General features: G+C 72.0%; 20 protein-coding genes. 14 read left to right on the top strand and 6 right to left on the bottom strand.

Going from position 1 to position 22,297, the window contains the following annotated elements; translation table 11 throughout:
• Positions 1-13: 13 nt before the first annotated feature.
• Positions 14-631: a LysE family translocator gene (locus IO20_RS0105400; RefSeq protein WP_030546558.1), complete on the bottom strand. Its 618-nt coding sequence runs from the start codon at positions 629-631 to the stop codon at positions 14-16.
• Positions 632-822: 191 nt separating this feature from the next.
• Between IO20_RS0105400 and IO20_RS0105395 the strand changes: the two genes are divergently transcribed.
• The 4 genes from IO20_RS0105395 to IO20_RS0105380 all read left to right on the top strand — a co-directional run bounded on the left by IO20_RS0105395 (position 823) and on the right by IO20_RS0105380 (position 4,169).
• Positions 823-1,611, top strand: a complete 789-nt coding sequence (locus IO20_RS0105395) for an SDR family NAD(P)-dependent oxidoreductase (RefSeq protein ID WP_030546556.1) — start codon at positions 823-825, stop codon at positions 1,609-1,611.
• 79 nt (positions 1,612-1,690) lie between these two features.
• Positions 1,691-2,401, top strand: a complete 711-nt coding sequence (locus IO20_RS0105390) for a VanZ family protein (RefSeq protein WP_037634703.1) — start codon at positions 1,691-1,693, stop codon at positions 2,399-2,401.
• Positions 2,402-2,410: 9 nt separating this feature from the next.
• Positions 2,411-3,097, top strand: coding sequence for a response regulator transcription factor (locus IO20_RS0105385; RefSeq protein WP_030546552.1), 687 nt, complete (start codon positions 2,411-2,413; stop codon positions 3,095-3,097).
• Entirely contained in the window at positions 3,090-4,169 is a 1,080-nt protein-coding gene (locus IO20_RS0105380; RefSeq protein ID WP_030546550.1) for a sensor histidine kinase, read from the top strand. The genes IO20_RS0105385 and IO20_RS0105380 overlap by 8 nt, the downstream gene beginning before the upstream one ends.
• A 21-nt stretch (positions 4,170-4,190) precedes the next feature.
• Here the strand turns inward: IO20_RS0105380 and IO20_RS0105375 are convergent, their stop codons facing one another.
• Positions 4,191-4,706, bottom strand: a complete 516-nt coding sequence (locus IO20_RS0105375; protein ID WP_030546548.1) for a YbaK/EbsC family protein — start codon at positions 4,704-4,706, stop codon at positions 4,191-4,193.
• Positions 4,707-4,760: 54 nt separating this feature from the next.
• The gene (locus IO20_RS0105370) at positions 4,761-6,407 is read right to left on the bottom strand and encodes a penicillin-binding transpeptidase domain-containing protein (protein ID WP_030546546.1); all 1,647 of its coding nucleotides are present in this window, start codon (positions 6,405-6,407) and stop codon (positions 4,761-4,763) included.
• Positions 6,408-6,664: 257 nt separating this feature from the next.
• Between IO20_RS0105370 and IO20_RS0105365 the strand changes: the two genes are divergently transcribed.
• On the top strand, positions 6,665-7,192 hold the full coding sequence (locus IO20_RS0105365) for a hypothetical protein (RefSeq protein ID WP_030546544.1): 528 nt from the start codon (positions 6,665-6,667) through the stop codon (positions 7,190-7,192).
• Positions 7,193-7,268: 76 nt separating this feature from the next.
• On the opposite strand, the gene IO20_RS0105360 is transcribed toward IO20_RS0105365, so the two are convergent.
• Positions 7,269-9,023 carry a dolichyl-phosphate-mannose--protein mannosyltransferase gene (locus tag IO20_RS0105360; RefSeq protein ID WP_030546542.1) on the bottom strand — a complete coding sequence of 585 codons (1,755 nt, stop codon included), beginning with the start codon at positions 9,021-9,023 and terminating at the stop codon, positions 7,269-7,271.
• A gap of 61 nt (positions 9,024-9,084) precedes the next feature.
• Between IO20_RS0105360 and rsmI the strand changes: the two genes are divergently transcribed.
• The 7 genes from rsmI (at position 9,085) to IO20_RS0105325 (ending at position 17,032) form a co-directional block, all read left to right on the top strand.
• On the top strand, positions 9,085-9,954 hold the full coding sequence (gene rsmI / locus IO20_RS0105355; RefSeq protein ID WP_030546540.1) for a 16S rRNA (cytidine(1402)-2'-O)-methyltransferase: 870 nt from the start codon (positions 9,085-9,087) through the stop codon (positions 9,952-9,954).
• A gap of 72 nt (positions 9,955-10,026) precedes the next feature.
• A complete protein-coding gene (locus IO20_RS0105350; RefSeq protein WP_245684870.1) occupies positions 10,027-12,273 on the top strand; it encodes an FG-GAP repeat domain-containing protein in 2,247 nt (748 codons plus the stop codon).
• A gap of 162 nt (positions 12,274-12,435) precedes the next feature.
• A complete protein-coding gene (locus tag IO20_RS0105345; protein WP_030546536.1) occupies positions 12,436-12,855 on the top strand; it encodes a hypothetical protein in 420 nt (139 codons plus the stop codon).
• A gap of 74 nt (positions 12,856-12,929) precedes the next feature.
• Positions 12,930-13,799: a TatD family hydrolase gene (locus tag IO20_RS0105340; protein ID WP_030210901.1), complete on the top strand. Its 870-nt coding sequence runs from the start codon at positions 12,930-12,932 to the stop codon at positions 13,797-13,799.
• 89 nt (positions 13,800-13,888) lie between these two features.
• Positions 13,889-15,178 carry a resuscitation-promoting factor gene (locus tag IO20_RS0105335; RefSeq protein WP_030546534.1) on the top strand — a complete coding sequence of 430 codons (1,290 nt, stop codon included), beginning with the start codon at positions 13,889-13,891 and terminating at the stop codon, positions 15,176-15,178.
• Between the two features lie 70 nt (positions 15,179-15,248).
• On the top strand, positions 15,249-16,121 hold the full coding sequence (gene rsmA, locus IO20_RS0105330) for a 16S rRNA (adenine(1518)-N(6)/adenine(1519)-N(6))-dimethyltransferase RsmA (RefSeq protein WP_030210895.1): 873 nt from the start codon (positions 15,249-15,251) through the stop codon (positions 16,119-16,121).
• Positions 16,118-17,032 carry a 4-(cytidine 5'-diphospho)-2-C-methyl-D-erythritol kinase gene (locus IO20_RS0105325; RefSeq protein ID WP_030546532.1) on the top strand — a complete coding sequence of 305 codons (915 nt, stop codon included), beginning with the start codon at positions 16,118-16,120 and terminating at the stop codon, positions 17,030-17,032. The genes rsmA and IO20_RS0105325 overlap by 4 nt, the downstream gene beginning before the upstream one ends.
• Before the next feature lie 185 nt (positions 17,033-17,217).
• On the opposite strand, the gene IO20_RS0105320 is transcribed toward IO20_RS0105325, so the two are convergent.
• On the bottom strand, positions 17,218-18,192 hold the full coding sequence (locus tag IO20_RS0105320; RefSeq protein WP_030546530.1) for an NHL repeat-containing protein: 975 nt from the start codon (positions 18,190-18,192) through the stop codon (positions 17,218-17,220).
• 203 nt (positions 18,193-18,395) lie between these two features.
• Between IO20_RS0105320 and IO20_RS0105315 the strand changes: the two genes are divergently transcribed.
• A complete protein-coding gene (locus IO20_RS0105315; protein ID WP_030546528.1) occupies positions 18,396-19,685 on the top strand; it encodes an acyltransferase family protein in 1,290 nt (429 codons plus the stop codon).
• Here IO20_RS0105315 and IO20_RS0105310 read toward each other — a convergent pair.
• The gene (locus IO20_RS0105310) at positions 19,663-20,274 is read right to left on the bottom strand and encodes a Uma2 family endonuclease (protein ID WP_030546526.1); all 612 of its coding nucleotides are present in this window, start codon (positions 20,272-20,274) and stop codon (positions 19,663-19,665) included. The two genes, IO20_RS0105315 and IO20_RS0105310, sit on opposite strands and share 23 nt — an antisense overlap.
• A gap of 138 nt (positions 20,275-20,412) precedes the next feature.
• On the opposite strand from IO20_RS0105310, the gene IO20_RS0105305 reads away from it, so the two are divergent.
• A complete protein-coding gene (locus tag IO20_RS0105305; RefSeq protein ID WP_030546525.1) occupies positions 20,413-22,218 on the top strand; it encodes an ABC-F family ATP-binding cassette domain-containing protein in 1,806 nt (601 codons plus the stop codon).
• The last annotated feature ends 79 nt before the right edge of the window (positions 22,219-22,297 follow it).

The raw sequence follows: 22,297 nt of genomic DNA, 5'->3' as shown, positions 1-22,297 counted from the left end.
GCGGTACGGGACGTCAGGCGGCGGACGGCGTCAGCGCGAGCACCATCCCGAGCCCGACGAGCACGGTCCCGATGACCTTGTTGAGCACGGTCTGCCGCCGCAGCAGCCGGGCGCGCAGGCTCTCCTGGGAGAACAGCACCGCGGCGAGCCCGAACCACACCAGGTGCGCGAACGACATGAACAGGCCGTAGCCGACCTGCTGGAGGACGGGCGTCTCGGCGCTGACGACCTGGGTGTACGTGCTCAGCACGAAGAGCATCGTCTTGGGGTTGAGCGCGTTCGTCAGGAACCCGGTGCGCAGCGCCCCCGCCTTCGACAGGCCGGCGTCGCCCGACAGGTCGACGTCCACCTGCGACTTGGTGACGAAGGTCTTGTAGCCGATGTAGACCAGGTACGCGGCGCCGATCAGCTTCATCGCGGTGAACAGCATCGGCGAACGCGACACCAGAAGGCCCACGCCGAGCATGGTGTACGTGACGTGCACGAGCACGCCGAGCGCGATCCCGACGGCCGCGAGGACTCCCGCCGTCCGCCCGTACAGATAGCTGTTGCGGACCGTCATGGCGAAGTCCGCGCCGGGGCTGATGACAGCCAGAACCGTGATGATCGCGACGGCGATCAGCTGAGCCATTTTCCCGTTCCCCCCGCCTGCGCGCGTCCCGCGCCTCAGGACGGCCCCGTGACGCTAGTCGATCAACGGTCCCCGCGCGAGGGGCAGGTGACAGAGTCGCGGGACCGGGCACGGCGCCGTTTCGCGGCTCCGGACCGAGGATCGCATTCCCGCCCGGCCTGAAGACCGGTGCTCCTTGCGAAGATTCGGGGATGGAACTCACCAGGCGGTTCGACGGATACACGGCACTGGTCACCGGCGCGGCACGCGGCATCGGCGCGGCGACGGCGCGACGGCTCTCGGCGGAAGGGGCGCGGGTCCTTCTCACCGACATCGACGAGGAGGAGGCGGGGAGGACGGCGGCCGGCATCCCGGGGGCGGTGGCCCTGCGCTGCGACGTCGGCGACCGGGCCTCGGTCGACGCGGCGGTCGCGTACGCGGTGGAGCACCTCGGTGGCCTCGACGTCCTCGTCAACAACGCCTTCGGCCCCGTCGCCCCCGACCGGGACCGCTTCGAGGACGAGCCGGACGAGGTCTGGACCGGCCAGCACGACGTCACCTTCATGGGCGCCGTCCGCTGCTCCCGGGCGGCGCTGCCGCACCTGGCGGCGGCCGGCGGGCGCGGGGCGATCGTCAGCATCGGCTCCGTCAACGCGGAGGTGGACTTCGGCGGCCACGCGTACAGCGCGGCGAAGGCGGGCCTGGCGTCCCTCACCCGCACCCTGGCGGGCGACGCGGCGCCGCGCGGGGTCCGCGTGAACCAGGTCAACCCGGGCACGATCGCGACGACCGGGTGGGCGGGCCGGGAACCGGACCTGTCGGCCCTCGCCGACCGGGTCTACCCCCTGGGCCGCGTCGGCACCCCCGAGGACGTGGCCGCGGCCGTCGCCTTCCTCGCCTCCCGGGACGCCTCCTGGATCACCGGTACGGTCCTCCGCGTGGACGGCGGCCTGCTCGCGGTGAACACCCACTTCGCGGAGGTCCTGGGGGGGCCGCGCTGAGTCACCCATGGCCGACGTATCGCGGGCGTATCGAAAACCGGATACGCCACGGCAACGGCCCTTCGTCTCCCATGGAGTCATGAACCACGACACGTCCCCGGCGAGGCCGGCCCCGGCACCGCCCCGCCGCATGCTCAGGATCGTGCTGGTGGGCTTCGCGGTCCTCGGCCTGGCGGGCGCCTTGTTCGTCATACGGCGGCCGCTCCTGATGTCCGCGCCGCGCTGCATGGCCGGGCGGTGGCACGGCTGCTACGACACGTTCAACGGCGTGGTCCTCATGACGCTGGTCACGCTGCCCCTGGCCGTACTCCTGGCCTGGGTCCTGGCATCCCGTCGGCGGGCCGCCGGCGTCCCGTCGGCGTGGCGGATCTCGCTGGCCGAGGTGGGCATGGTGCACGGGACGGTGCCGTTCGTGTGGCTGACGATGATGCCGGGCGGCGGGGCCGGCGTCGTCCCCGCCCGGGTGAGTCTCGTACCGCTGCGGGACCTCGTCACGATGGGGACGCTCGGGATCACCGGCAACCTGCTGGTCCTCGCGGCGCTGGGGTTCTTCGCCCCCATGCGGTTCGCGGCGCTCGCGTCCGTGCCGCGGGTCCTGGCGCTCGGGGCGGGCTGCTCGGTCCTGGTCGAGACCGCCCAGTACGCCCTGTCGCTCGACCGGGTGTCCTCCGTGGACGACGTCCTGGTCAACGCCACCGGCGCCCTCCTGGCCGGCCTCGCGTCCCGCCGCTGGTGGCGCACCACGACCGAAGCGCCGTCGCATACGTCCGCGATACGCGCCGCTGCCTAGGCTTCGGGCATGCGCGTACTGATCGTGGAGGACGAGCCCTACCTGGCGGAGGCCGTACGGGACGGGCTGCGCCTGGAGGCCATCGCCGCGGACATCGCCGGCGACGGCGACACCGCACTGGAACTGCTCAGCGTCCACTCCTACGACCTCGCCGTCCTCGACCGCGACATCCCCGGCCCGTCCGGCGACGAGGTCGCCCGGCGCATCGTCGCCTCCGGCAGCGGCATCCCGATCCTCATGCTCACCGCCGCCGACCGCATCGACGACAAGGCCTCCGGGTTCGAGCTGGGCGCCGACGACTACCTCACCAAGCCGTTCGAGCTGCGGGAACTCGTCCTGCGGCTGCGGGCGCTCGACCGCAGACGCGCGTACGCCCGGCCCCCGGTCCGCGAGATCGCGGGCCTGCGCCTCGACCCCTTCCGCCGGGAGGTCTTCCGCGACGGTCGTTACGTCGCGCTCACCCGCAAGCAGTTCGCCGTGCTCGACGTCCTCGCCGCCGCCGAGGGCGGGGTCGTCAGCGCGGAGGAGCTGCTCGAACGGGCCTGGGACGAGAACGCCGACCCCCTCACCAACGCCGTACGCATCACCGTCTCCGCCCTGCGCAAACGGCTCGGCGAACCCTGGATCATCGCGACGGTGCCGGGCGTCGGCTACCGCATCGACGCGGGCCCCGGCCTGAGCGGTCCCCATGGGTAGACACCCCGGGCTCAGCGCCCGCCTGAAACTCACCCTCAGCTACGCCGGGTTCCTCGCCCTCGCGGGCGCCCTCCTGCTGGCCGTGGTCTGGTGGTACCTGCTGCGCTACGTCCCCGACAACTCCCAGGGCCTGCTCGGCGTCTCGCCCAACCGCTATCTCCTGGTGCGCACCTTCGCCCCCGCCGCGGCCGTGGCGATGGGCTTCCTGCTCGTGTTCGGCCTCGTCGGGGGCTGGATCCTCGCCGGCCGGATGCTCGCGCCGCTCACCCGGATCACGGACGCGGCACGGATGGCGGGACGCGGCTCGCTGACCCACCGGATCCGCATGGAGGGCCGGCAGGACGAGTTCCGTGAACTCGCCGACACGTTCGACACCATGCTCGAACAGCTCGAGTCGCACGTGGCCGAACAGCGGAGGTTCGCCGCGAACGCCTCGCACGAACTGCGCACCCCGCTTGCCATCTCGCAGGCACTGCTGGACGTCGCCCGCAGGGACCCGGCCTGCGACCGGGACGAGGTCCTGGAACGCCTGCACGCCGTCAACACGCGGGCGATCGGCCTCACCGAGGCCCTCCTGCTGCTCAGCCGCGGCGACCGCGGGCACTTCACCCGCGAGAGCGTCGACCTCTCCCTCCTCGCCGAGGAGGTCGCCGAGACGCTGCTCCCGCTCGCCGAGAAGCGCCGGATCACGCTCGACGTGACCGGCGGGGCGGCGCGGACCAGCGGCTCGGCGGAACTCCTGCTGCGGATGGTGACGAACCTCGTCCAGAACGCCCTCGTCCACAACCTCCCCGCCGGCGGCACCGTGACGGTCCACACGGAGGCCCGGGGCGGTACGAGCGTGCTGCGGGTGGAGAACACCGGCCCCCGGCTCGCACCGGACCTGGTGCCGACCCTCACCGAGCCCTTCCAGCGCGGAACGGAACGCGTCCGCACCGACGAGCACGCGGGCGTCGGCCTCGGCCTGGCCATCGTGCACAGCATCGTCCGCGCCCACGACGGAACCCTCGACCTGACCCCCCGCCCGGCAGGCGGCCTCCTCGTCACGGTCCGTCTTCCCGCCCCGTCGTAGCCGCGGGGCGGCGTGGCGGGATCAGACCGAGGGCTCGCGGGCGTCCGCGTCGGCGGTCTGCTCGCGGACGTCCACCAGGACGCCTCCGGCGTGCGCCACGAGGGACTTCGGGTCCATCGCGAAGACCGTGCGCGGGGTGCCCGCCGCCGCCCACACCACGTCGTGGTCGAGGATGCCCCGGTCGGCGAGGACCCGGGTCCGCGTCCGGTGCCCGAACGGCGGGACGCCCCCGATCGCGTACCCGGTGGTCTCCCGGACCACCCTCGGGTCGGCGCGGGTGACCTTCGCCGCGCACAGTTCCCGCCGTACCCGCTCGACGTCGACCCGTGAGGCGCCGTCCATCAGGACGAGGACGGGCACCCCGTCGGCGGCGAAGATCAGCGACTTCACGATCTCGGCGACCTCGCAGCCGATGGCCTCGGCGGCCTGCTGCGCGGTGCGGGTGTCCTCCGGGAAGCGGCGGACCTCGACGTCGAGGCCCAACTCCTGGAGGGCTGCGGCGAACTGGGGGTGGGCGAGCGAGTTCTCAGCGGTCATGGCCCGACGCTAGCGGTAGCCGTACGGGCAGGGCGACGGCGTTTCGACGCGTGGTCAGCCCGCCTTCAGCACCGCCGCCACCACCGGGCCCGCCGCGTCGCTGCCGTGGCCGCCCTCCTGGACGACCGCCGCCGCCGCGAGGTCGCCGGAGTAGCCGGTGAACCAGCTGTTGGACTTGCCCTGGCTGTCGACCTCGGCGGAGCCGGTCTTGGCGCCCTTGGGGAAGGGGACGCCGGCCATCGCCTCCGTCGCCGTCCCGTCCGACGCCGTCGCCGCCGCGTTCATCATCTTCTGGAGCCCCAGGGCGACCTCGGAGGAGAGCGGTGCGGCCTCGGCGAACTCCCGGTCGTCGAGCGACCGCGCCACCAGGTACGGCTGGAGGAATCCGCCGTTCTTCACGGTCGCGGACAGCGAGGCGACGTTCAGGGCGCTCATCGTGATCTTGCCCTGGCCGATGTACGAGGCGGGCGTGTCACTCCCGGCCGACTCGGGGACGCTGCCGTCCGCCGCCGGGACGCCCACCTTCCAGACCTGGCCGATGCCGAAGGAGTCGCGGGCGGTGGTGCCCAGGGCGGTGTCCGCGATGTTCTTGCCGGCGAGGGGCTTGATCGCCTTGATGAAGGCGGTGTTGCAGGAGCGGCGGAACGACTCGGTGAGGGTTCCGTCGGCGATGCTGAACTTGTCGAGGTTCTGGAAGGTGCTGCTCCTCGACACGACGGTGGAAGGACACTCGACCTTGGTGTCGGGCGTCGCGATGCCGTTCTGCATCATCATCGCCGCCGTGACGATCTTCATCGTCGAGCCGGGGGCCTGAGCGCCCCGGAACGCGATGTTGTACTCGGTGGCCGGGCTGTTGGCGACCGCGCGTATGGCACCCGTGGACGGCTCGATCGCCGCCACCGAGGCGTTCCCGTACGTCTTGACCGCCTTCTCGGCCGCCGCCTGCACGTCCGCGTCGATGGTCGTCTTCAGCGTGCCGGGCTTCCCCTTCGACAGGACGAGGAGGGTGGAGTCGGCGACGGTCTCGTTGCCCGAGTCGATCCACGTCTCGATGCCGGTCGTGCCGCCCGCCTTGGCCCCGTACCGCTCACGAAGGGTGTCGAGGATCGGTCTCAGCGAGGGGTACTTCTCCGCCGTCAGTTCCTCGCCCTTCCGGTCGACGGCCTTCACCGAGGCCGTCTCCGCCTCGCCCGTGCGCAGCGTCGCCTCGGTGGTGGTCAGCTTCGGGTGGAGCACGGACGGTGCCCACTTCACCAGTGGCCTGCCGGTCGTCGCCCCCCGGACGACGGTCAGTTCGGAGGCGTACGACCAGGGCTTCGACACGCCCTTGTAGGTGACGGTCGCCTTCACCGTGAAGGGGACCTTCTCGCCGACGGGCGCCCCCGGCGTGATGGTGGCCTCCGTGACGCCCGCGCCCTCCCGGTAGGCCGCCACGGCGGGCTCGGCCGTGACCGGGTCGTTCGTCAGCTGGCCCGCCCTCTCCGGTTCCCCGGCGGCCCAGGCGGCCAGGAAGTCCCGCGCGGTGGTCGTGACCTCCTCGGCGGTGACGGGTCCTGTCTTCGGTGCGTCGTTCGATGCGGTTCCCACCGACGAGTCGCCGCCCGTGATCCCGTTCCACAGGTTGTAGCCCCCGTACCCGACGCCGCCCGCCACGACGGCGAACACGCCCCCGACGATCGCGACCTTTGCTCCACTGCGCATGACTGCGTTCCCCTCCCCAGGTGACCGTCCAGTCAAGCAGTGTCGCTTTGGTGTGTCGAGCAACTATCGCGCTATCTGTCACACCCGCCCCAGGGGTGGCGGTCCGCGTGAGCGAAGAGCAAATCTTTCAGCCACACACTTAGTACGAAAATAAGCTGAGTTCTCTCGACGGGAAGACCCCCGTTCGACGAAGCTGTCCCCAACAGGCCTTCACTCAGGCCACATTGGCCACTTCTGGACAGTCACGGGGGGACAACATGTCAGGAATCACCCGGCGTTGGACGGCACGCATAGCGGGCGTCGCGGCCACGGCGACGCTGGTCGTCGGCGGTACGACCGGCACCTCGTTCGCCATCGAGAACCCGCCCAACGTCAACCTCACCGCGAACTTCGCGGTGGTCGCGTCCACGCATCCGGACACCACGGGCTGCAACGGCTACAAGGTGACCGGGACGGGTACCGCGACGGGCAACCCGAGCGCCGGCGTCTGGTCGCAGACCGAGGACGCGTGTACCGCGACCATCCCCGGCAAGTACGAGATCAAGGGCACGGCGATGATCACCGAGCCCGACGGTGACAAGTTCAAGATCAGCTACCACCTCACCGCGCCGCTGACGGGGGACACGATGGTCTACCCGACCGGCACGTTCTCGATCCTGCGCGGCGAGGGCACCTACGAGGACGCGACCGGCAGCGGCACGATGAAGGCCACGGTCAACCTGCTCGACCACGACCACGTCACCGCCAACCTCTCGGGATACCTGCGCTTCTACTGGCAGATCTGATCCCTCGCCACCCGACGACGAAGCCGGCTCCCCCGTGACAGGGGAGCCGGCTTCGGTCGTCACCACACGCCGGGCGCTACACCCAGGTGTCGAGCCACATCCGGCCGCGCCACTGCTCTATCGGGATCGGCGTGCCCGTGTAGATAGGCCAGAAGTAGATGAAGTTCCAGACGATCAACAGGACCAGGCAGCCCGCCGCCACCGCCCCGAACGTGCGCCGTCTCTCCGACGAACCTGCCGAGCCCGCCGGGCCGATGATCGCGCCCAGCATCATCGCCACCGCCAGACACAGGAACGGCACGAAGACGACCGCGTAGAAGAGGAAGATCGTGCGTTCCTGGTACAGGAACCAGGGGACCCAGCCGGCCGCGATGCCGCAGGCGATGGCGCCCGCGCGCCAGTCGCGGCGGAACGCCCAGCGCCAGAGCACGTACAGGATCGCGAAGCAGGCCGCCCACCACAGGAGCGGGGTGCCGAGGGCCAGGACCTCCTGGGCGCACTTCTCCTTCGTGGTGGCCGGGCAGCCGGCGGTGCCGGGGGCCGGGGACTCGTAGAAGTACGAGACCGGGCGGCCGAGGACGATCCACGACCAGGGGTTCGACTCGTAGGTGTGCGGCGACGTCAGGCCGACGTGGAAGGTGTACACCTCGGACTCGTAGTGCCACAGGCTGCGCCACCAGTCCGGCATCCAGCTCCACATACCGCCGCCGCCGGGGAGCTTGTCCTGCTTGGCGGCCCAGTCGCGGAAGTAGCCCTTGTCACTGACGATCCAGCCCGTCCAGGTCGCCAGGTACGTGCCGATCGCCACCGGCACCACCGACACGAACGCCGGGAGCAGGTCCTTCTTCAGCACCGCGAGGTGCGGACGGACGGCTCCCGCCGTGCGCCGGCCCGCCACGTCCCACAGGACCGTCATCAGGCCGAAGGCGGCCATGACGTACAGGCCGTTCCACTTCGTCGCCGCCGCGAGGCCCAGCATCACACCGGCCGCGATCCGCCACGGCCGCCAGCCGAGCCGCAGGGTCTCCGCGATCTCCGCGTCGGGCCGCAGCACCCCCTCCTCGTCCTCCGGCAGCGCCCCCGCGAGCCGCTTCCGGACTCGGTCACGGTCCACGACGAGGCAGCCGAACGCGGCGAGCACGAAGAACATCAGCACCTGGTCGAGGAGCGCCGTGCGGCTCATCACGAAGTGCAGTCCGTCGACCGCGAGCAGCAGACCCGCCAGACAGCCCAGGAACGTCGACCGGAACAGCCGCCTGCCGATCCGGCACAGCATCAGGACGGACAACGTGCCGAGCAGCGCCACCATGAAGCGCCAGCCGAACGGCTCGAAACCGAAGATCTTCTCGCCGACGCCGATGACCCACTTGCCCATCGGCGGGTGGACGACGTACCCCGGATCGGTCGGCACGAGGATCGACCCCGGGTCCTTCAGGATCGTCTTGTCGATGTCCTTCGGCCACGCCCCCTCGTACCCCTGGTTGATCAGGGCCCAGGAGTCCTTGGCGTAGTACGTCTCGTCGAATATCACCGCGTGCGGCTTGCCCAGGTTCCAGAACCTCAGCAGGCCCGCGACCGCCGTGACCAGGAGCGGACCGCCCCAGGCCATCAGCCGCCACAGCCGCTCGGAAGGACCCGGGCCGAGGCCGAGGAGCGACCACAAGCGGGCGGACGGGCGCGTGTACGCGGGGACGAGCCGCTCCCGCAGCCCGATGGGTGCGGAGCTTCCGGCGGGCGGCGAATAGCCGAAACGCCGCAGCCGCTGTTGCCACGAAGAGGGCTCTGCCACGGCGTGCCGGCCCTCCAGGGTCTCGGGTGCGGTACTGGTCACCGCGCCATCGTAGGGAACGCGCCTGTGCGCGTCGCCTCTCCGGGCTGGGAGGATGGTCCGTGTGACAGGAACGCTGGTACTCGCAGGGACCCCCATCGGTGACATCGCGGACGCACCGCCACGACTCGCCACCGAGCTGGTGAACGCGGACATCGTGGCCGCCGAGGACACCCGGAGGCTGCGCGGCCTTACCCGGGCGCTCGGCATCCACACGACCGGGCGGGTCGTCTCCTACTTCGAGGGCAACGAGTCCGCCCGTACGCCGGAGCTGGTCGAGGCCCTGGTCGGCGGCGCCCGGGTGCTGCTCGTGACCGACGCGGGCATGCCGTCCGTCTCGGACCCCGGCTACCGGCTCGTCGCCGCGGCCGTCGAGCAGGACATCAAGGTCACGGCCGTCCCCGGCCCGTCCGCCGTGCTCACCGCGCTCGCCCTGTCCGGGCTGCCCGTGGACCGCTTCTGCTTCGAGGGCTTCCTGCCGAGGAAGGCGGGCGAGCGCCTCGGGCGGCTGCGCGAGGTCGCCGACGAGCGGCGGACCCTCGTCTACTTCGAGGCGCCGCACCGGCTCGACGACACGCTCGCCGCGATGGCCGAGGTCTTCGGCGCCGAGCGCCGCGCCGCCGTCTGCCGCGAGCTGACCAAGACGTACGAGGAGGTCAAGCGCGGCCCGCTGGCCGAGCTCGCCGCCTGGGCGGCCGAGGGCGTACGGGGCGAGATCACCGTCGTCGTCGAGGGCGCCCCGGAGACCGGCCCGGCCGAGCTCGACGCCGAGGAACTGGTGCGCAGGGTGCGGGTGCGCGAGGAGGCGGGCGAGCGGCGCAAGGAGGCCATCGCGGCGGTCGCCGCCGACGCGGGGCTGCCCAAGCGCGAGGTGTTCGACGCGGTGGTCGCGGCGAAGACCGCGGCGGGGGCGGGGTCGGCGGCGAAGGGCTGACGTTCGCCGCGGAACCGGTCGGCGATTCCGTACGAAGAATCGAAAGATCTCGTACAACCACTCGACCCGATCATGAGTCTGAACTGGCACGGCACTCCCCGTCGTGTCCGTTCCTTCTCGTGGGGGTTCACCTTGCAGTTCCGCTCCACCCGTCTCGCCCTGGCCGTCACCGCCGTCCTCGCCGTCACCACCCTCGGCGCCGGCACGCTGGCCACGGCCCCTACCGCTTTCGCCGCGGGCACGGCCGCGGCCGAGCAGGCCGACGCGACGCTGCCCGTCTACCCCGAGGGCTCCACCCCCGGTGGCGTCGGCACCTCCGGCTTCCTCAGCTTCTCCTTCGACGCCGACAGCAACCGGAAGCTGCTCTGGTCGTCGTACGACGGCACCCGGACCTCACTCGGCTCCCCGACGGGCTGGGCCACGGGGGCCGGTGACGTGGTCGTCCTCGGGGACGAAAACTGGATCTACGAGATGCAGTCGCTCACGCTGCGGAACATGGCCGCCCCGTCCGCCCCGGGCGTCGCCATCGACCTCCGCCCGCTGAACGGCAAGTACGTCGCCGTGCTGAGCCCGACGAGCGTGCTCGCGCAGCTGACGACGGCGGCAGGCGTCGAACTGCACGTCGTCAGCAAGGACGGCGGCACGACGACCACCCGCAAGATCGCGGGGCTGCCCGCGGACGCCACCGAGTTCTTCGGCTCGCGTGCCCAGGACGGTCACGTCTTCGTCGGGTACGAGAAGGGCCCGGCGGACCTGCGGACCGGCGGCCGTGCCATGGTCGACGTGGCGGCCGGGACGGTGACCGAGACGTACGCCTCCGCCGAGTCCGGGCGCGGCTTCGGCGGCCTGCAGTTCTCCGCTTCGCACGTCGCCTGGTACGAGGTCGAGACCGGCGTCGGCGGCGTCGTCCGCTCCGTCGACCGCAAGACGGGCGAGGCCAAGCGGACCGTCCTGGGCGGCCACACCTCCCTGACCGCACTCGTAGGCGACTGGGTGGTGTACGGCCACCCCACGACGCCCGTCCGGGCCGTCTCCCTGACCACGGGCGAGAGCCGCGACCTCCTGCAGTACGGCTCCGAGGCGATGAGCGTGAGCGACGGCACCGTGGTGGTGCACGGCACGCGGTCCGCCGACGACAAGGGTCTGTTCCGGATCGCCGCCGCGGCGGACGGCGCCCCGACGGTCACCAAGGTGGCCGAAGAGGGCCAGCTGCCCCCGCTGACGATCGAGCAGACCCACGTCCCCGACGCGGTGAACCTCGACCAGACCGGCGGCAAGGCGACGCTGGCGTGGACCCTCTCGGACCGCGAGGCCTACCTGGACGTCACGCTCACGCACACCGTCACGGGCAAGGAGTTCCGTACGCGCGTGGACGCCCCCGCCGAGGGCACACGCTTCTCCTTCACCTGGGACGGCACCATCGGCGGCGTGGACGCCCCGAACGGCACGTACGGGGTGGAGGCCGAGGCGATGTCGCTCGACGGCACCGGGGAGCCCGCCTACCAGGGCTGGCTCATGAACGTGACCCGCACCGCAAACCCGCACGACTACAGCAACAACGGCTCCACGGACGTCCTCGCCCGTGACGCGGGCGGCGTGCTGTGGCGCGACGACCTGCGGGACCGGCCGGCCGACGGCACGCCGCGCTCCGCCCAGCGCACCCGGGCCGGCTACGGCTGGCAGACGTACAAGCAGGTCGAGGCCGTCGGCAGCATCGCGGGCAACGAGGTCGGCGACCTGGTCGCCGTCGACGGCGCCGGCGCGCTGTACCACTACCTCGGCAAGGGCGACGGCACGTTCACGGCCCGCCAGAAGGTCGGCACGGGCTGGCAGATCTACAACAAGCTCGCCGGCGGCTCGGACCTCAACGGCGACGGCCGCGCGGACCTCGTCGCGACCGACACCGCGGGCGTCCTGTGGTTCTACAAGGGCACGGGCTCCACGACCGCGCCCTTCGCACCCCGCGTGCGCGTCGGCGGCGGCTGGCAGATCTACAACCACATCACCGCCCTCGGCAACATCGCGGGTACGGCCTCCGGGGACCTCGTCGCCCGCGACACCGCCGGTGTCCTCTGGCTGTACCAGGGCAACGGCGCCGGCGGCTTCGCCCCGCGCGTGAAGATCGGCGGCGGCTGGAACGCCTTCACCCAGCTGGTCGGCGCCGGTGACATCGACAACGACGGCCGCCCGGACATGATCGCGTACGGCTCGGGCGGCACTTCCGTCTACCGCTCGACCGGCTCCGTCACCGCCCCCTTCAGCCGTCAGACGACGACGCTGTACGCGGGCGAGGGCACGAAGTTCGACAGCGTCGTGTAGTGACTTACGCTGAAAGGTAAAGCCGAACCCGGCGCCGGGACATTTTTCCTTGGGCGCTTGGCAAGGGGGAGCCATGGAGGGCCAAAAACCCTCCATGGTTCGGCCCCCGCTGATGCGCTCCGGCCCGAAAAGGCGTCCACTGATCAGTGGAGAGGAGCTGGCATGAGCGAGATCACCGGCACCGGCATATCCGTCGCCCATGAGGCGTACGCCTTCGCCTGCATGCGCTGTGGATACGGCTGGGAGCAGGCGTACGACATCGAGCACCACGTCGACGCCGCCGGCCGCGAATTCGTCGTCTACAAGGCCGAAGGGGAGCGGGTCCCGTCCCCGCTGTCCAGCCCCACCTGCATGAACTGCGGCGGTCACGTCGTACGGATCATGCGGGCCGGGCAGGTGTCGTCGGTGCTCGACCTGATCGCCGCGACGGAGAAGCACCAGCAGGGCGCGCGGGCGACCAAGCCCGTCTCGATGGCCGGTCCCATCGGGCAGGAACTCACCGAGGACGACCCCGAGAGTCCCCCGGTACCGCACCACTGGCACCTCTCGGACCTCCTGCATCCTTTCCGCCACCGCAAGTAGGGCTTCGGCGCCGTAGGGCTTCGGCGCCGTAAGGCTTTGGCGACGGCACTCATCGCCCTCGTACGATCGGGGGCATGAGTGCCAAGGACGCCCCGCCGCCGCTGCCCGAACCCCTCCTCGTGGAGGTCGCGGACTCGCACACCCACCTGGACATGCAGTCGGGGACCGTCGAGGAGGCCCTCGTCAAGGCCGCCGCCGTCGGGGTGACCACGGTCGTGCAGGTCGGCTGCGACGTGAAGGGCTCCCAGTGGGCCGCCGAGACCGCCGCAGCCCACGAGCACGTGCACGCGGCCGTCGCCCTGCACCCCAACGAAGCCCCCCGGATCGTCCTCGGCGACCCCGACGGCTGGTCACGGCAGGGCGCCCGCGAGGGCGGCGGCGACGCGGCCCTCGACGACGCGCTGGCCGAGATCGACCGGCTCGCCGCCCTCCCGTACGTCCGCGGCGTCGGCGAGACCGGCCTCGACTTCTTCCGCACCGGCCCCGAGGGCATCGCCGCGCAGGAGCGTTCCTTCCGCGCCCACATCGAGATCGCCAAGCGGCACGGCAAGGCGCTCGTCATCCACGACCGCGAGGCCCACGCCGACGTGCTGCGCGTCCTCGACGAGGAGGGCGCCCCCGAGCGGACCGTCTTCCACTGCTACTCCGGCGACGCCGCCATGGCCGAGATCTGCGCCGCCAAGGGCTACTACATGTCCTTCGCCGGCAACGTCACCTTCAAGAACGCCCAGCACCTGCGGGACGCCCTCGCCGTCGCCCCCCTCGAACTCGTCCTCGTCGAGACGGACGCCCCCTTCCTCACCCCGGCGCCCTACCGGGGCCGCCCCAACGCCCCGTACCTGATCCCGGTCACCGTGCGGGCGATGGCCGAGGTCCGCGGGATCGGGGAGAACGACCTCGCCGAGGCCATCGCCGTGAACACGGCCCGCGCCTTCGACTACTGAGCCCCCCTACCGACCGGTCCATAACGATTACGTTTCGTGGTCGAGTCGTCCGGCTGCGTGACCGGGGCCGGGGCTAGTGTCCCGGCCTCGTGAGTACTTCCCAGGGCAGTCACCGAGCCGGACGGCGCGGCGTGGCGGTCATCCCCGTCCACGAGCAGCAGACCCAGGCGGTCACCCTCCCCGTCCACGAGCAGCAGACCGTGGCGGCGCCGCTCGTCGTCCCCGGGCAGGGCTCCCGCGCCGGGTCCCGGCGCGCCGCACGCCGCCGCAAGGCCGCCGGATCCGCGGGAGAGGGGCTGCGGCGACTCGTCCCGCAGGCCCTCGTCGTCGCCTTCCTCGCCGGCGGCACCAGCGCGTTCGTCGCCGACGACAAGGCCGTCCGGCTCTCCGTCGACGGCGTCCCGCGCACCCTCCACACCTTCGCCGACGACGTCCACGAACTCCTCGCCGAAGAGGGCGTCGCCGTCGGCGCCCACGACATCGTCGCGCCCGCCCCCGCCGAGGCGCTGGCCAGCGGCGACGAGATCGTCGTCCGCTACGGACGCCCGGTCGCCCTCACCCTCGACGGGCAGCGCCGCCAGGTGTGGACCACCGCCCGCACCGTCGAGGGCGCGCTGCGCCAGCTCGGGGTCCGCGCCGAGGGCGCCTACCTCTCGGTCTCCCGAGGCGCCGCCATCTCCCGCCAGGGCCTCGCCCTCGACGTACGCACCGAGCGGACGATCACCTTCCTCGCCGACGGGCGCGAGCGGACCGTCCGGACGAACGCCGCCACGATCCGGGAGGCCCTCGCCGAGGCCGGGATCACCCTCTCCGGGCAGGACGCCACCTCCGTCGCCCCCGGCTCCTTCCCCCGCGACGGCCAGACGGTGAACGTGCTGCGGATCACCGGCTCCAAGCAGGTACGGGAGGAGGCGATCCCGTACGCCGTCGAGCGCACCCGCGACCCCGAGCTGTTCGCCGGTACGGAGGTCGTCGAACGGCAGGGCGTGCACGGCGTCCGCCGGGTCACGTACAGCCTGCGCTCCGTCAACGGCGTCAAGCAGAAGCCCCGCAGGACCGGCGAGGAGATCGTCCGCGAACCGGTCTCCCGGAAGGTGCGCGTCGGGACCCGGCCGCTGCCCACCTCCGTCGCCGGCGCCGACGGCCTCGACTGGGGCGCGCTCGCCGCCTGCGAGTCCGGCGGCCGGCCGAACGCCGTCGACCCCTCGGGGACGTACGGCGGGCTCTACCAGTTCGACCCCGGCACCTGGCGCTCCCTCGGCGGCAGCGGAGTCGCCCAGAACGCGCCCGCCGCCGAGCAGACCTTCCGGGCCAAGAAGCTGTACGTGCAGCGGGGGGCGAGCCCGTGGCCCCACTGCGGCCGGAGGCTGCACGGGTGAGACGGGGTCAGTCGGGGTCAGTCGGGGTCAGTCGTAGGGTTGCCCCACCCGTGCCCCGTAGGCTGTACCGGTGAGCACCACCACCGGCCCCGAAAGCCCCGACGCCCTCCTCGGCCCCGCCGACATCCGTGAGCTGGCCGCCGCCCTCGGCGTGCGCCCCACGAAGCAGAAGGGCCAGAACTTCGTCATCGACGCCAACACCGTCCGGCGGATCGTCCGCACGGCCGAAGTGCGCCCCGACGACGTGGTCGTGGAGGTGGGACCCGGACTCGGCTCCCTCACCCTGGCCCTCCTGGAGGCCGCGGACCGGGTGACGGCCGTCGAGATCGACGACGTCCTCGCCGCCGCGCTGCCCGCCACGATCCAGGCCCGGATGCCCGCGCGCGCCGACCGCTTCGCGCTCGTCCACTCCGACGCCATGCAGGTCCAGGAGCTGCCGGGCCCGGCGCCGACCGCGCTCGTCGCCAACCTGCCGTACAACGTCGCCGTGCCGGTCCTGCTCCACATGCTGGAGCGGTTCCCGACCATCGAGCGGACCCTCGTCATGGTCCAGGCCGAGGTCGCCGACCGGCTCGCCGCCAAGCCCGGCAACAAGGTCTACGGCGTGCCGTCGGTCAAGGCCAACTGGTACGCGGAGGTCAAGCGCGCCGGATCCATCGGCCGCAACGTCTTCTGGCCCGCGCCGAACGTCGACTCCGGCCTCGTCGCCCTGTTCCGCCGCACCGAGCCGCTCGCGACCACCGCCACCCGGCAGGAGGTCTTCGCGGTCGTCGACGCGGCCTTCGCACAGCGCCGCAAGACGCTGCGCGCGGCCCTCGCCACATGGGCGGGCTCGCCGGCGGCGGCGGAGGAGGCCCTCGTGAAGGCCGGGATCTCTCCGCAGGCGCGCGGCGAGGCGCTGACGGTGGAGGAGTTCGCGCGGATCGCGGAGGCGAAGGCGTGACCCCCTCCGGCGGCGTCACCGTCCGCGTCCCGGCCAAGGTCAACGTCCAGCTGGCCGTCGGCGCGGCCCGCCCCGACGGCTTCCACGACCTGGCCAACGTCTTCCTCGCGGTCTCCCTGTACGACGAGGTGACCGCGACCCCCGCCGACGAGCTGACGATCACCTGCGAGGGCCCGGACGCCGACAAGGTGCCGCTGGACCGCACCAACCTCGCCGCGCGGGCCGCCGAACTGCTCGCCGCCCGGCACGGCATCTCCCCGGACGTGCACCTGCACATCGCCAAGGACATCCCGGTCGCCGGCGGCATGGCCGGCGGCAGCGCGGACGGCGCGGGCGCGCTGCTCGCGTGCGACGCGCTCTGGGGCCTGAACTCCTCGCGCGCCGACCTCCTGGAGATCTGCGCCGAACTCGGCTCCGACGTGCCGTTCAGTCTGGTCGGCGGGGCGGCGCTCGGCACGGGGCGCGGCGAGAAGCTGACGGAGCTGCCGGTCGGGGGCGCCTTCCACTGGGTGTTCGCCGTCGCCGACGGCGGACTGTCGACGCCGACGGTGTTCGCCGAGTTCGACCGCCTGGCCGAGGGCGCCGAGATCCCCGATCCGACCGCGTCCCCGGCCCTCCTGGACGCCCTGCGCACCGGCGACACCACCGCCCTGGCGGCCGCCCTCACCAACGACCTCCAGCCGGCGGCCCTCTCTCTGCGCCCGTCCCTCGCGGCGACCCTGACGGCAGGCACGGACGCGGGCGCCCTCGCGACCCTGGTCTCCGGCTCGGGCCCGACGACGGCGTTCCTGGCGAAGGACGCGGAGTCGGCGGAGGCCGTCGCGGCGGCCCTGATCGCCTCGGGCACGTGCAGGACGGCGCGGGTGGCGACCTCTCCGGCGCCGGGCGCGATCGTCCTCCCGTCCGCCTGACACCTTCCCGTCACCTTCGTCCGTCACCCTGTCCCCGCTCCCCGGCGCGGCCTGGTGGAGGTGGGCGGGGTTCGCGTTCGCCGTCCTGTTCCTTCCCGCCGCCTGCCGGGGCGCCGTACACGCCTGGCGGGCGTGGCGCGGCGCCCCCGACCCGGTCGGCTGACCCTCCTCAGTGGTTGTTCCTGTCAGTGCTTGTTCTTGGAGATCCGGGCCAGGAGCAGGTTCGGGTCCGGGTTCTGCGTGTTGAAGAAGGCGGCGCTGTTCACGTAGACGGTCTTGGCGCGCACGGCCACGGAGGTCGGGTTGTCGAGCCCGTCGGCCCGGGTGAGCACGGTCTTGTGGGTGCCGTCGGGCCGTACGAGCTCCAGCTTGTTGTCCATGATCAGCGCGGCGAGGACCGTGTCGCCGTGTCCGGTGAAGGCGAAGTCGTCGATGAACGTGAGCCCGGTCGCCCGGGTCTCGATCGGGCCGGCCGCGCGGTCGGGTCCGGGGCCGATCGGGATGCGCAGCAGGGTCGCCCGGGCGGTGTTGGACACCCAGACGGCACCGTGGTGGACCTTGAGGCCGTTGGCGCCGAACGGGATCTGCGCGGTGGGTTCGAGCGCGGCCCCGGTCGCCCAGACGGTGGGCGTGCCGCCGGTCACCGGGAGGCTCCACACCCGGCCGAGGCGTGTGTCGGCGGTGTAGAGGGTGCCGCACTCCTCGTCGAGGGCGAGCCCGTTGGGGAAGGCGTCCACCGGGAAGAACCCGATCTGCTCCGGCTCGCCGCCGCCGGGTGCGATGCGCCAGATGCCCGTCTCCTTCCTGCCGGTGGCGTAGGTGACGTACAGGGTGCCGTCGTGGGCGCGGGCGATGCCCAGGGCGACGGCCCCGCCGACGGGCGTCTGCGCGTCCGGCACCTCGGGCAGGGTGGCGAGGATCGTCGTGTCGCCCTTCTTGGTGACGCGGGCGACCTGATGGGCGAAGGCGAAGGTGATGTCGGCGGAGCCGTCGGGTTCGAGGGCGATGTTCTCCGCGTTCTGCCCGGCGGCGAAGTCGAAGTGGGCGACGACGCGGGGATCGGACACGGTCGGGTCGCCGCCCGCCGCGGGGCCCGCCGCGATCAGCGCGAGGGCGGCGGTGGCGGTGGCGACGGCGATCAGTCGTGGGTGTCTCGGCACGTGCTTCTCCTCGGGTGGGGGGTGTGGGAAGAACATGACGGTCCGTCGGTCCGAGGCGCGGGCGGCCAGGCCGGGGGGTCGCCCGCGTGGTCGACGGCAAGGGGGCCGGTTGGCACTGCGCCCGGCGCCGGTGCGCGTACTCAGCGGACGGTTGAGTATCCGCGCCCTGTCGGCCGCACGGCCCCCCGCGGGACCGTACGAGCATGGGAATCAGCGCGCGTGAGCTCGCCGCCGCAACGCCGGCGAGCCGGGACCGGTACATCGACCTGCTTCGGGTCGCCTCGCTCGCGGTCGTCGTCCTCGGGCACTGGCTGATGGCGGCGGTCGGCCCCGACGGGCAGATCGGGAACCTCCTCGCCGTCGTCCCCGAGCTCCAGCTCGTGACCTGGGTCTTCCAGGTGATGCCGGTGTTCTTCTTCGTCGGCGGCTTCTCGCACGCCCTCGCCCACCGCTCACGCCCCGCCTACGCGGCCTTCCTGCGGGCCCGGCTCCAGCGGTTGCTGCGGCCGACGATGGTCTTCGTCGGCGTGTGGGGCGCCGCCGCGCTCGTCCTCCAGCTGTCCGGTGCGGACGGCGGGCTCACGGGGGTCGCGCTGCGCCTGGTGACCCAGCCGCTCTGGTTCATCGGGATCTACCTGGCGATGGTCGCCCTCACCCCGCCGCTGCTGCGGCTGCACGAGCGGTACGGGTGGGGCGCGTTCGCCGGGCTCGTCGGGGCGGCCGTCCTCGTCGACGTGCTGCGCTTCGCGGCGGACGTGCCGTTCGTCGAGTTCCTGAACTTCGCGTTCGTGTGGCTGGCCGTCCACCAGCTCGGCTTCCTGCGCGCCGACGGCATGATCCGCCGCCCGGCCCTCCTCGCCGGAGCCGGCCTCGTCGGCGCGACCGCGCTCGTGGCCCTCGGCCCGTATCCGCTCTCCATGGTGGGCATGCCCGGCGAGAAGGTCTCCAACATGGCCCCGCCGACCCTCGCCCTGCTCTGCCACGGCCTGTGGCTGGTCGGCGCGGTCGAACTGCTCAGGAGTCCCGGGACGCGGCTGGTGGCCCGCGCCGGGGTGTGGCGGGCGGTGGTCGCGGCCAACGGGATCGCGATGACGGCGTTCCTGTGGCACCTGACGGCGATGCTCGGGGTGTACGGGGCGATGCTCGGCCTCGGCACGGGGCTGCCCGCCCCCGCCTCGGGCGCCTGGTGGGCGCAGGTGCCGCTCCGGTTCGCGGCGGCGGCCGCCCTGACCGCCGTACTCGTCGCCGCGTTCCGCCGCTTCGAGGCCCCGGCACCCACCCGCCGGGACGGCGGTTCCGCACCGCTCGCGGCCCTCGGCATCACCCTGGCGCTCCTCGGGATCCTCGGCCTCTCGGCGACCGGCCTCGGCGGCCTCCTGGAGGGCCACACCGCGACCCTGATCGCGTTCGAGGTCACCGCCCCTGCGGCGGTCGCGATGGCACTCGTGGGGTGGCTGCTCGTCGAGCGCCCTACATCTCGTCGATCGCGGTGAGGTCGATGTCGATGTCGAAGGGAACGGCGAGCTTGAGCCGGTCGCGGTGGACCCCGGTGCACGTGTAGGTCTTGGTGACCGGGTCGCGCTCGTAGACCCGTACGACCGCGTGGTCGTCCTCGCCCTCCATCTCCACGAGCCAGAAGTGCTCGATGCCGGCGGCGGCGTACTTGTGCGGCTTGGTGTCGTGGTCCCGGGACTCCGAGTCGGGCGAGACGACCTCGACGGCCAGCAGGACGTCGGCGACCGGGTACGAGGTCTGGGTCCGGCTGTGCACGGCACCCTTGCGGACGACCAGGACGTCCGGTTCCGGGCAGTTGCGGCGATCGATCACCACGGCCATCTCGCTGTCGACCCTCAGGTCAGGCGGCGCACTCGCCCGGAGCCCCATGCGGAGCAGAAAGATCATCGCGCTGTGGAAGCGGCGCTGCGGACTCACGAAAACCAGGCTCCCGTCGATCATCTCTGTGTGCGGCGGGAGGTCAGGCAGGGTGTGCAGGTCGTCCACCGTCCAGCCGTCCTGCGGGGGCTGCGGCCATTGCTTTGCTCCGCCCTCGGCCTTGGGCCTGGTCGTCGGCTCGGCGGTCATGGTTCCTCCCATGGGCGGGATTCTTCGGCCTGCCAGTCCACGGTAACGGCAGAAAGTCGATCACGTCATCACAAAGAGTGACCAGGTCGCGCAGCGTCTACTCTTGGACGTCGATCGTCCCCCCGTACAGGAGTCAACGTGGCCGTCAACCTCGTCAACGTCGAGGCCGTCAGCAAGGTGTACGGCACCCGTGCCCTTCTCGACGGGGTTTCGCTCGGTGTCTCCGAAGGGGAGCGGATCGGGGTCGTCGGCCGCAACGGTGACGGGAAGACCACCCTCATCCGGATGCTGGCGAAGCTGGAGGAGGCCGACACCGGCCGTGTCACCCACAGTGGCGGGCTGCGCCTCGGGGTGCTCACCCAGCACGACTCGCTCGACCCGAAGGCCACCATCCGGCACGAGGTCATCGGCGTCATGGCCGACCACGAGTGGGCCGGCAGCGCCAAGATCCGCGACGTGCTCACCGGGCTGTTCGGCGGGCTCGACCTGCCCGGCTTCGAGAACGGTCTCGACACCGTCATCGGCCCGCTCTCCGGCGGTGAGCGCCGCCGCATCGCGCTCGCCAAGCTCCTCATCGACGACCAGGACCTGCTCGTCCTCGACGAGCCCACCAACCACCTCGACGTCGAGGGCATCGCCTGGCTCGCCAAGCACCTCCAGGAGCGCCGTTCCGCGCTCGTCTGCGTCACCCACGACCGCTGGTTCCTCGACCAGGTCTGCACCCGCATGTGGGACGTGCAGCGCGGTGCCGTGCACGAGTACGAGGGCGGCTACTCCGACTACGTCTTCGCGCGCGCCGAGCGGGAGCGCATCGCCGCCACGGAGGAGTCCAAGCGGCAGAACCTGATGCGCAAGGAGCTGGCCTGGCTGCGGCGCGGCGCCCCCGCCCGGACGTCCAAGCCGCGCTACCGCATCGAGGCCGCCAACGAGCTGATCGCCGACGTGCCGCCGCCGCGCGACACCTCCGAGCTGATGAAGTTCGCGAACGCCCGGCTCGGCAAGACCGTCTTCGACCTGGAGGACGTGACCGTCACCGCCGGTCCGAAGACGCTCCTCGAGCACCTCACGTGGCAGCTCGGCCCCGGCGACCGCATCGGCCTGGTCGGCGTCAACGGCGCGGGCAAGACCTCACTCCTGCGCGCACTCGCGGATGCCGCCGTCAGCCAGGGCGAGATCCAGCCCGCCGCCGGCGGCATCACCGTCGGGAAGACCGTCCGGCTCGCCTACCTCTCCCAGGACGTCACCGAACTCCCCGCCACCCTGCGGGTACTGGAGGCCGTCCAGCAGGTCCGCGACCGGGTCGACCTCGGCAAGGGCCGTGAGATGACGGCGGGGCAGCTCTGCGAGCAGTTCGGCTTCACCAAGGAGAAGCAGTGGACGCCGGTCGGCGACCTCTCCGGCGGTGAGCGCCGCCGCCTGCAGCTGCTGCGCCTGCTGATGGACGAGCCGAACGTCCTCTTCCTCGACGAGCCCACCAACGACCTCGACATCGAGACCCTGACCCAGCTGGAGGACCTCCTCGACGGCTGGCCGGGCTCCATGGTCGTGATCTCCCACGACCGGTTCTTCATCGAGCGGACCACGGACAAGACGCTCGCGCTGCTCGGCGACAGGGCCCTGCGGATGCTGCCGCGCGGCATCGACGAGTACCTGGAGCGGCGCCGGAAGATGATCGAGGCGGCCGTCCCGACGCCCGCCGCCGCGCCCGCGCAGACGAAGCCCGGCGTCTCCGCCGCCGACGCGCGCGCCGCGAAGAAGGAGCTGCAGAAGGTCGAGCGGCAGCTCGACAAGGTCTCCGACAAGGAGGCCAAGCTGCACGCCCGGATCGCCGACAACGCCACCGATTTCGAGCTGGTCGCCAAGCTCGACGCGGAGCTCAGGGAACTCGCCGGGGAGCGCGAGGAATTGGAGATGCGCTGGCTCGAACTGGCCGAGGACGCATAACGAGGGCATCACAGGCCGGTCCTCCCTTGGGTACAAGGGGCGGACCGGTCGCTTTTGCGCCATGGCGTGAGTGGTAGAA

Origin of the sequence: Streptomyces exfoliatus (genome assembly GCF_000725545.1) — a bacterium.
In the GTDB taxonomy this organism is placed as follows: domain Bacteria; phylum Actinomycetota; class Actinomycetes; order Streptomycetales; family Streptomycetaceae; genus Streptomyces; species Streptomyces exfoliatus.
Note: the sequence above shows the minus strand (reverse complement) of the source record. Positions and strands in the feature narration are given on the sequence as shown.

Coding starts and splice junctions, on each gene's coding strand:
- IO20_RS0105340 (WP_030210901.1), top strand. CDS start 12,930: ATGAGTGCCAAGGACGCCCCGCCGCCGCTGCCCGAACCCCTCCTCGTG.
- IO20_RS0105395 (WP_030546556.1), top strand. CDS start 823: ATGGAACTCACCAGGCGGTTCGACGGATACACGGCACTGGTCACCGGC.
- IO20_RS0105370 (WP_030546546.1), bottom strand. CDS start 6,407: ATGCGCAGTGGAGCAAAGGTCGCGATCGTCGGGGGCGTGTTCGCCGTC.
- IO20_RS0105310 (WP_030546526.1), bottom strand. CDS start 20,274: ATGACCGCCGAGCCGACGACCAGGCCCAAGGCCGAGGGCGGAGCAAAG.
- IO20_RS0105390 (WP_037634703.1), top strand. CDS start 1,691: ATGAACCACGACACGTCCCCGGCGAGGCCGGCCCCGGCACCGCCCCGC.
- IO20_RS0105350 (WP_245684870.1), top strand. CDS start 10,027: ATGAGTCTGAACTGGCACGGCACTCCCCGTCGTGTCCGTTCCTTCTCG.
- IO20_RS0105365 (WP_030546544.1), top strand. CDS start 6,665: ATGTCAGGAATCACCCGGCGTTGGACGGCACGCATAGCGGGCGTCGCG.
- IO20_RS0105400 (WP_030546558.1), bottom strand. CDS start 631: ATGGCTCAGCTGATCGCCGTCGCGATCATCACGGTTCTGGCTGTCATC.
- IO20_RS0105345 (WP_030546536.1), top strand. CDS start 12,436: ATGAGCGAGATCACCGGCACCGGCATATCCGTCGCCCATGAGGCGTAC.
- IO20_RS0105315 (WP_030546528.1), top strand. CDS start 18,396: ATGGGAATCAGCGCGCGTGAGCTCGCCGCCGCAACGCCGGCGAGCCGG.
- IO20_RS0105385 (WP_030546552.1), top strand. CDS start 2,411: ATGCGCGTACTGATCGTGGAGGACGAGCCCTACCTGGCGGAGGCCGTA.
- IO20_RS0105380 (WP_030546550.1), top strand. CDS start 3,090: ATGGGTAGACACCCCGGGCTCAGCGCCCGCCTGAAACTCACCCTCAGC.
- IO20_RS0105375 (WP_030546548.1), bottom strand. CDS start 4,706: ATGACCGCTGAGAACTCGCTCGCCCACCCCCAGTTCGCCGCAGCCCTC.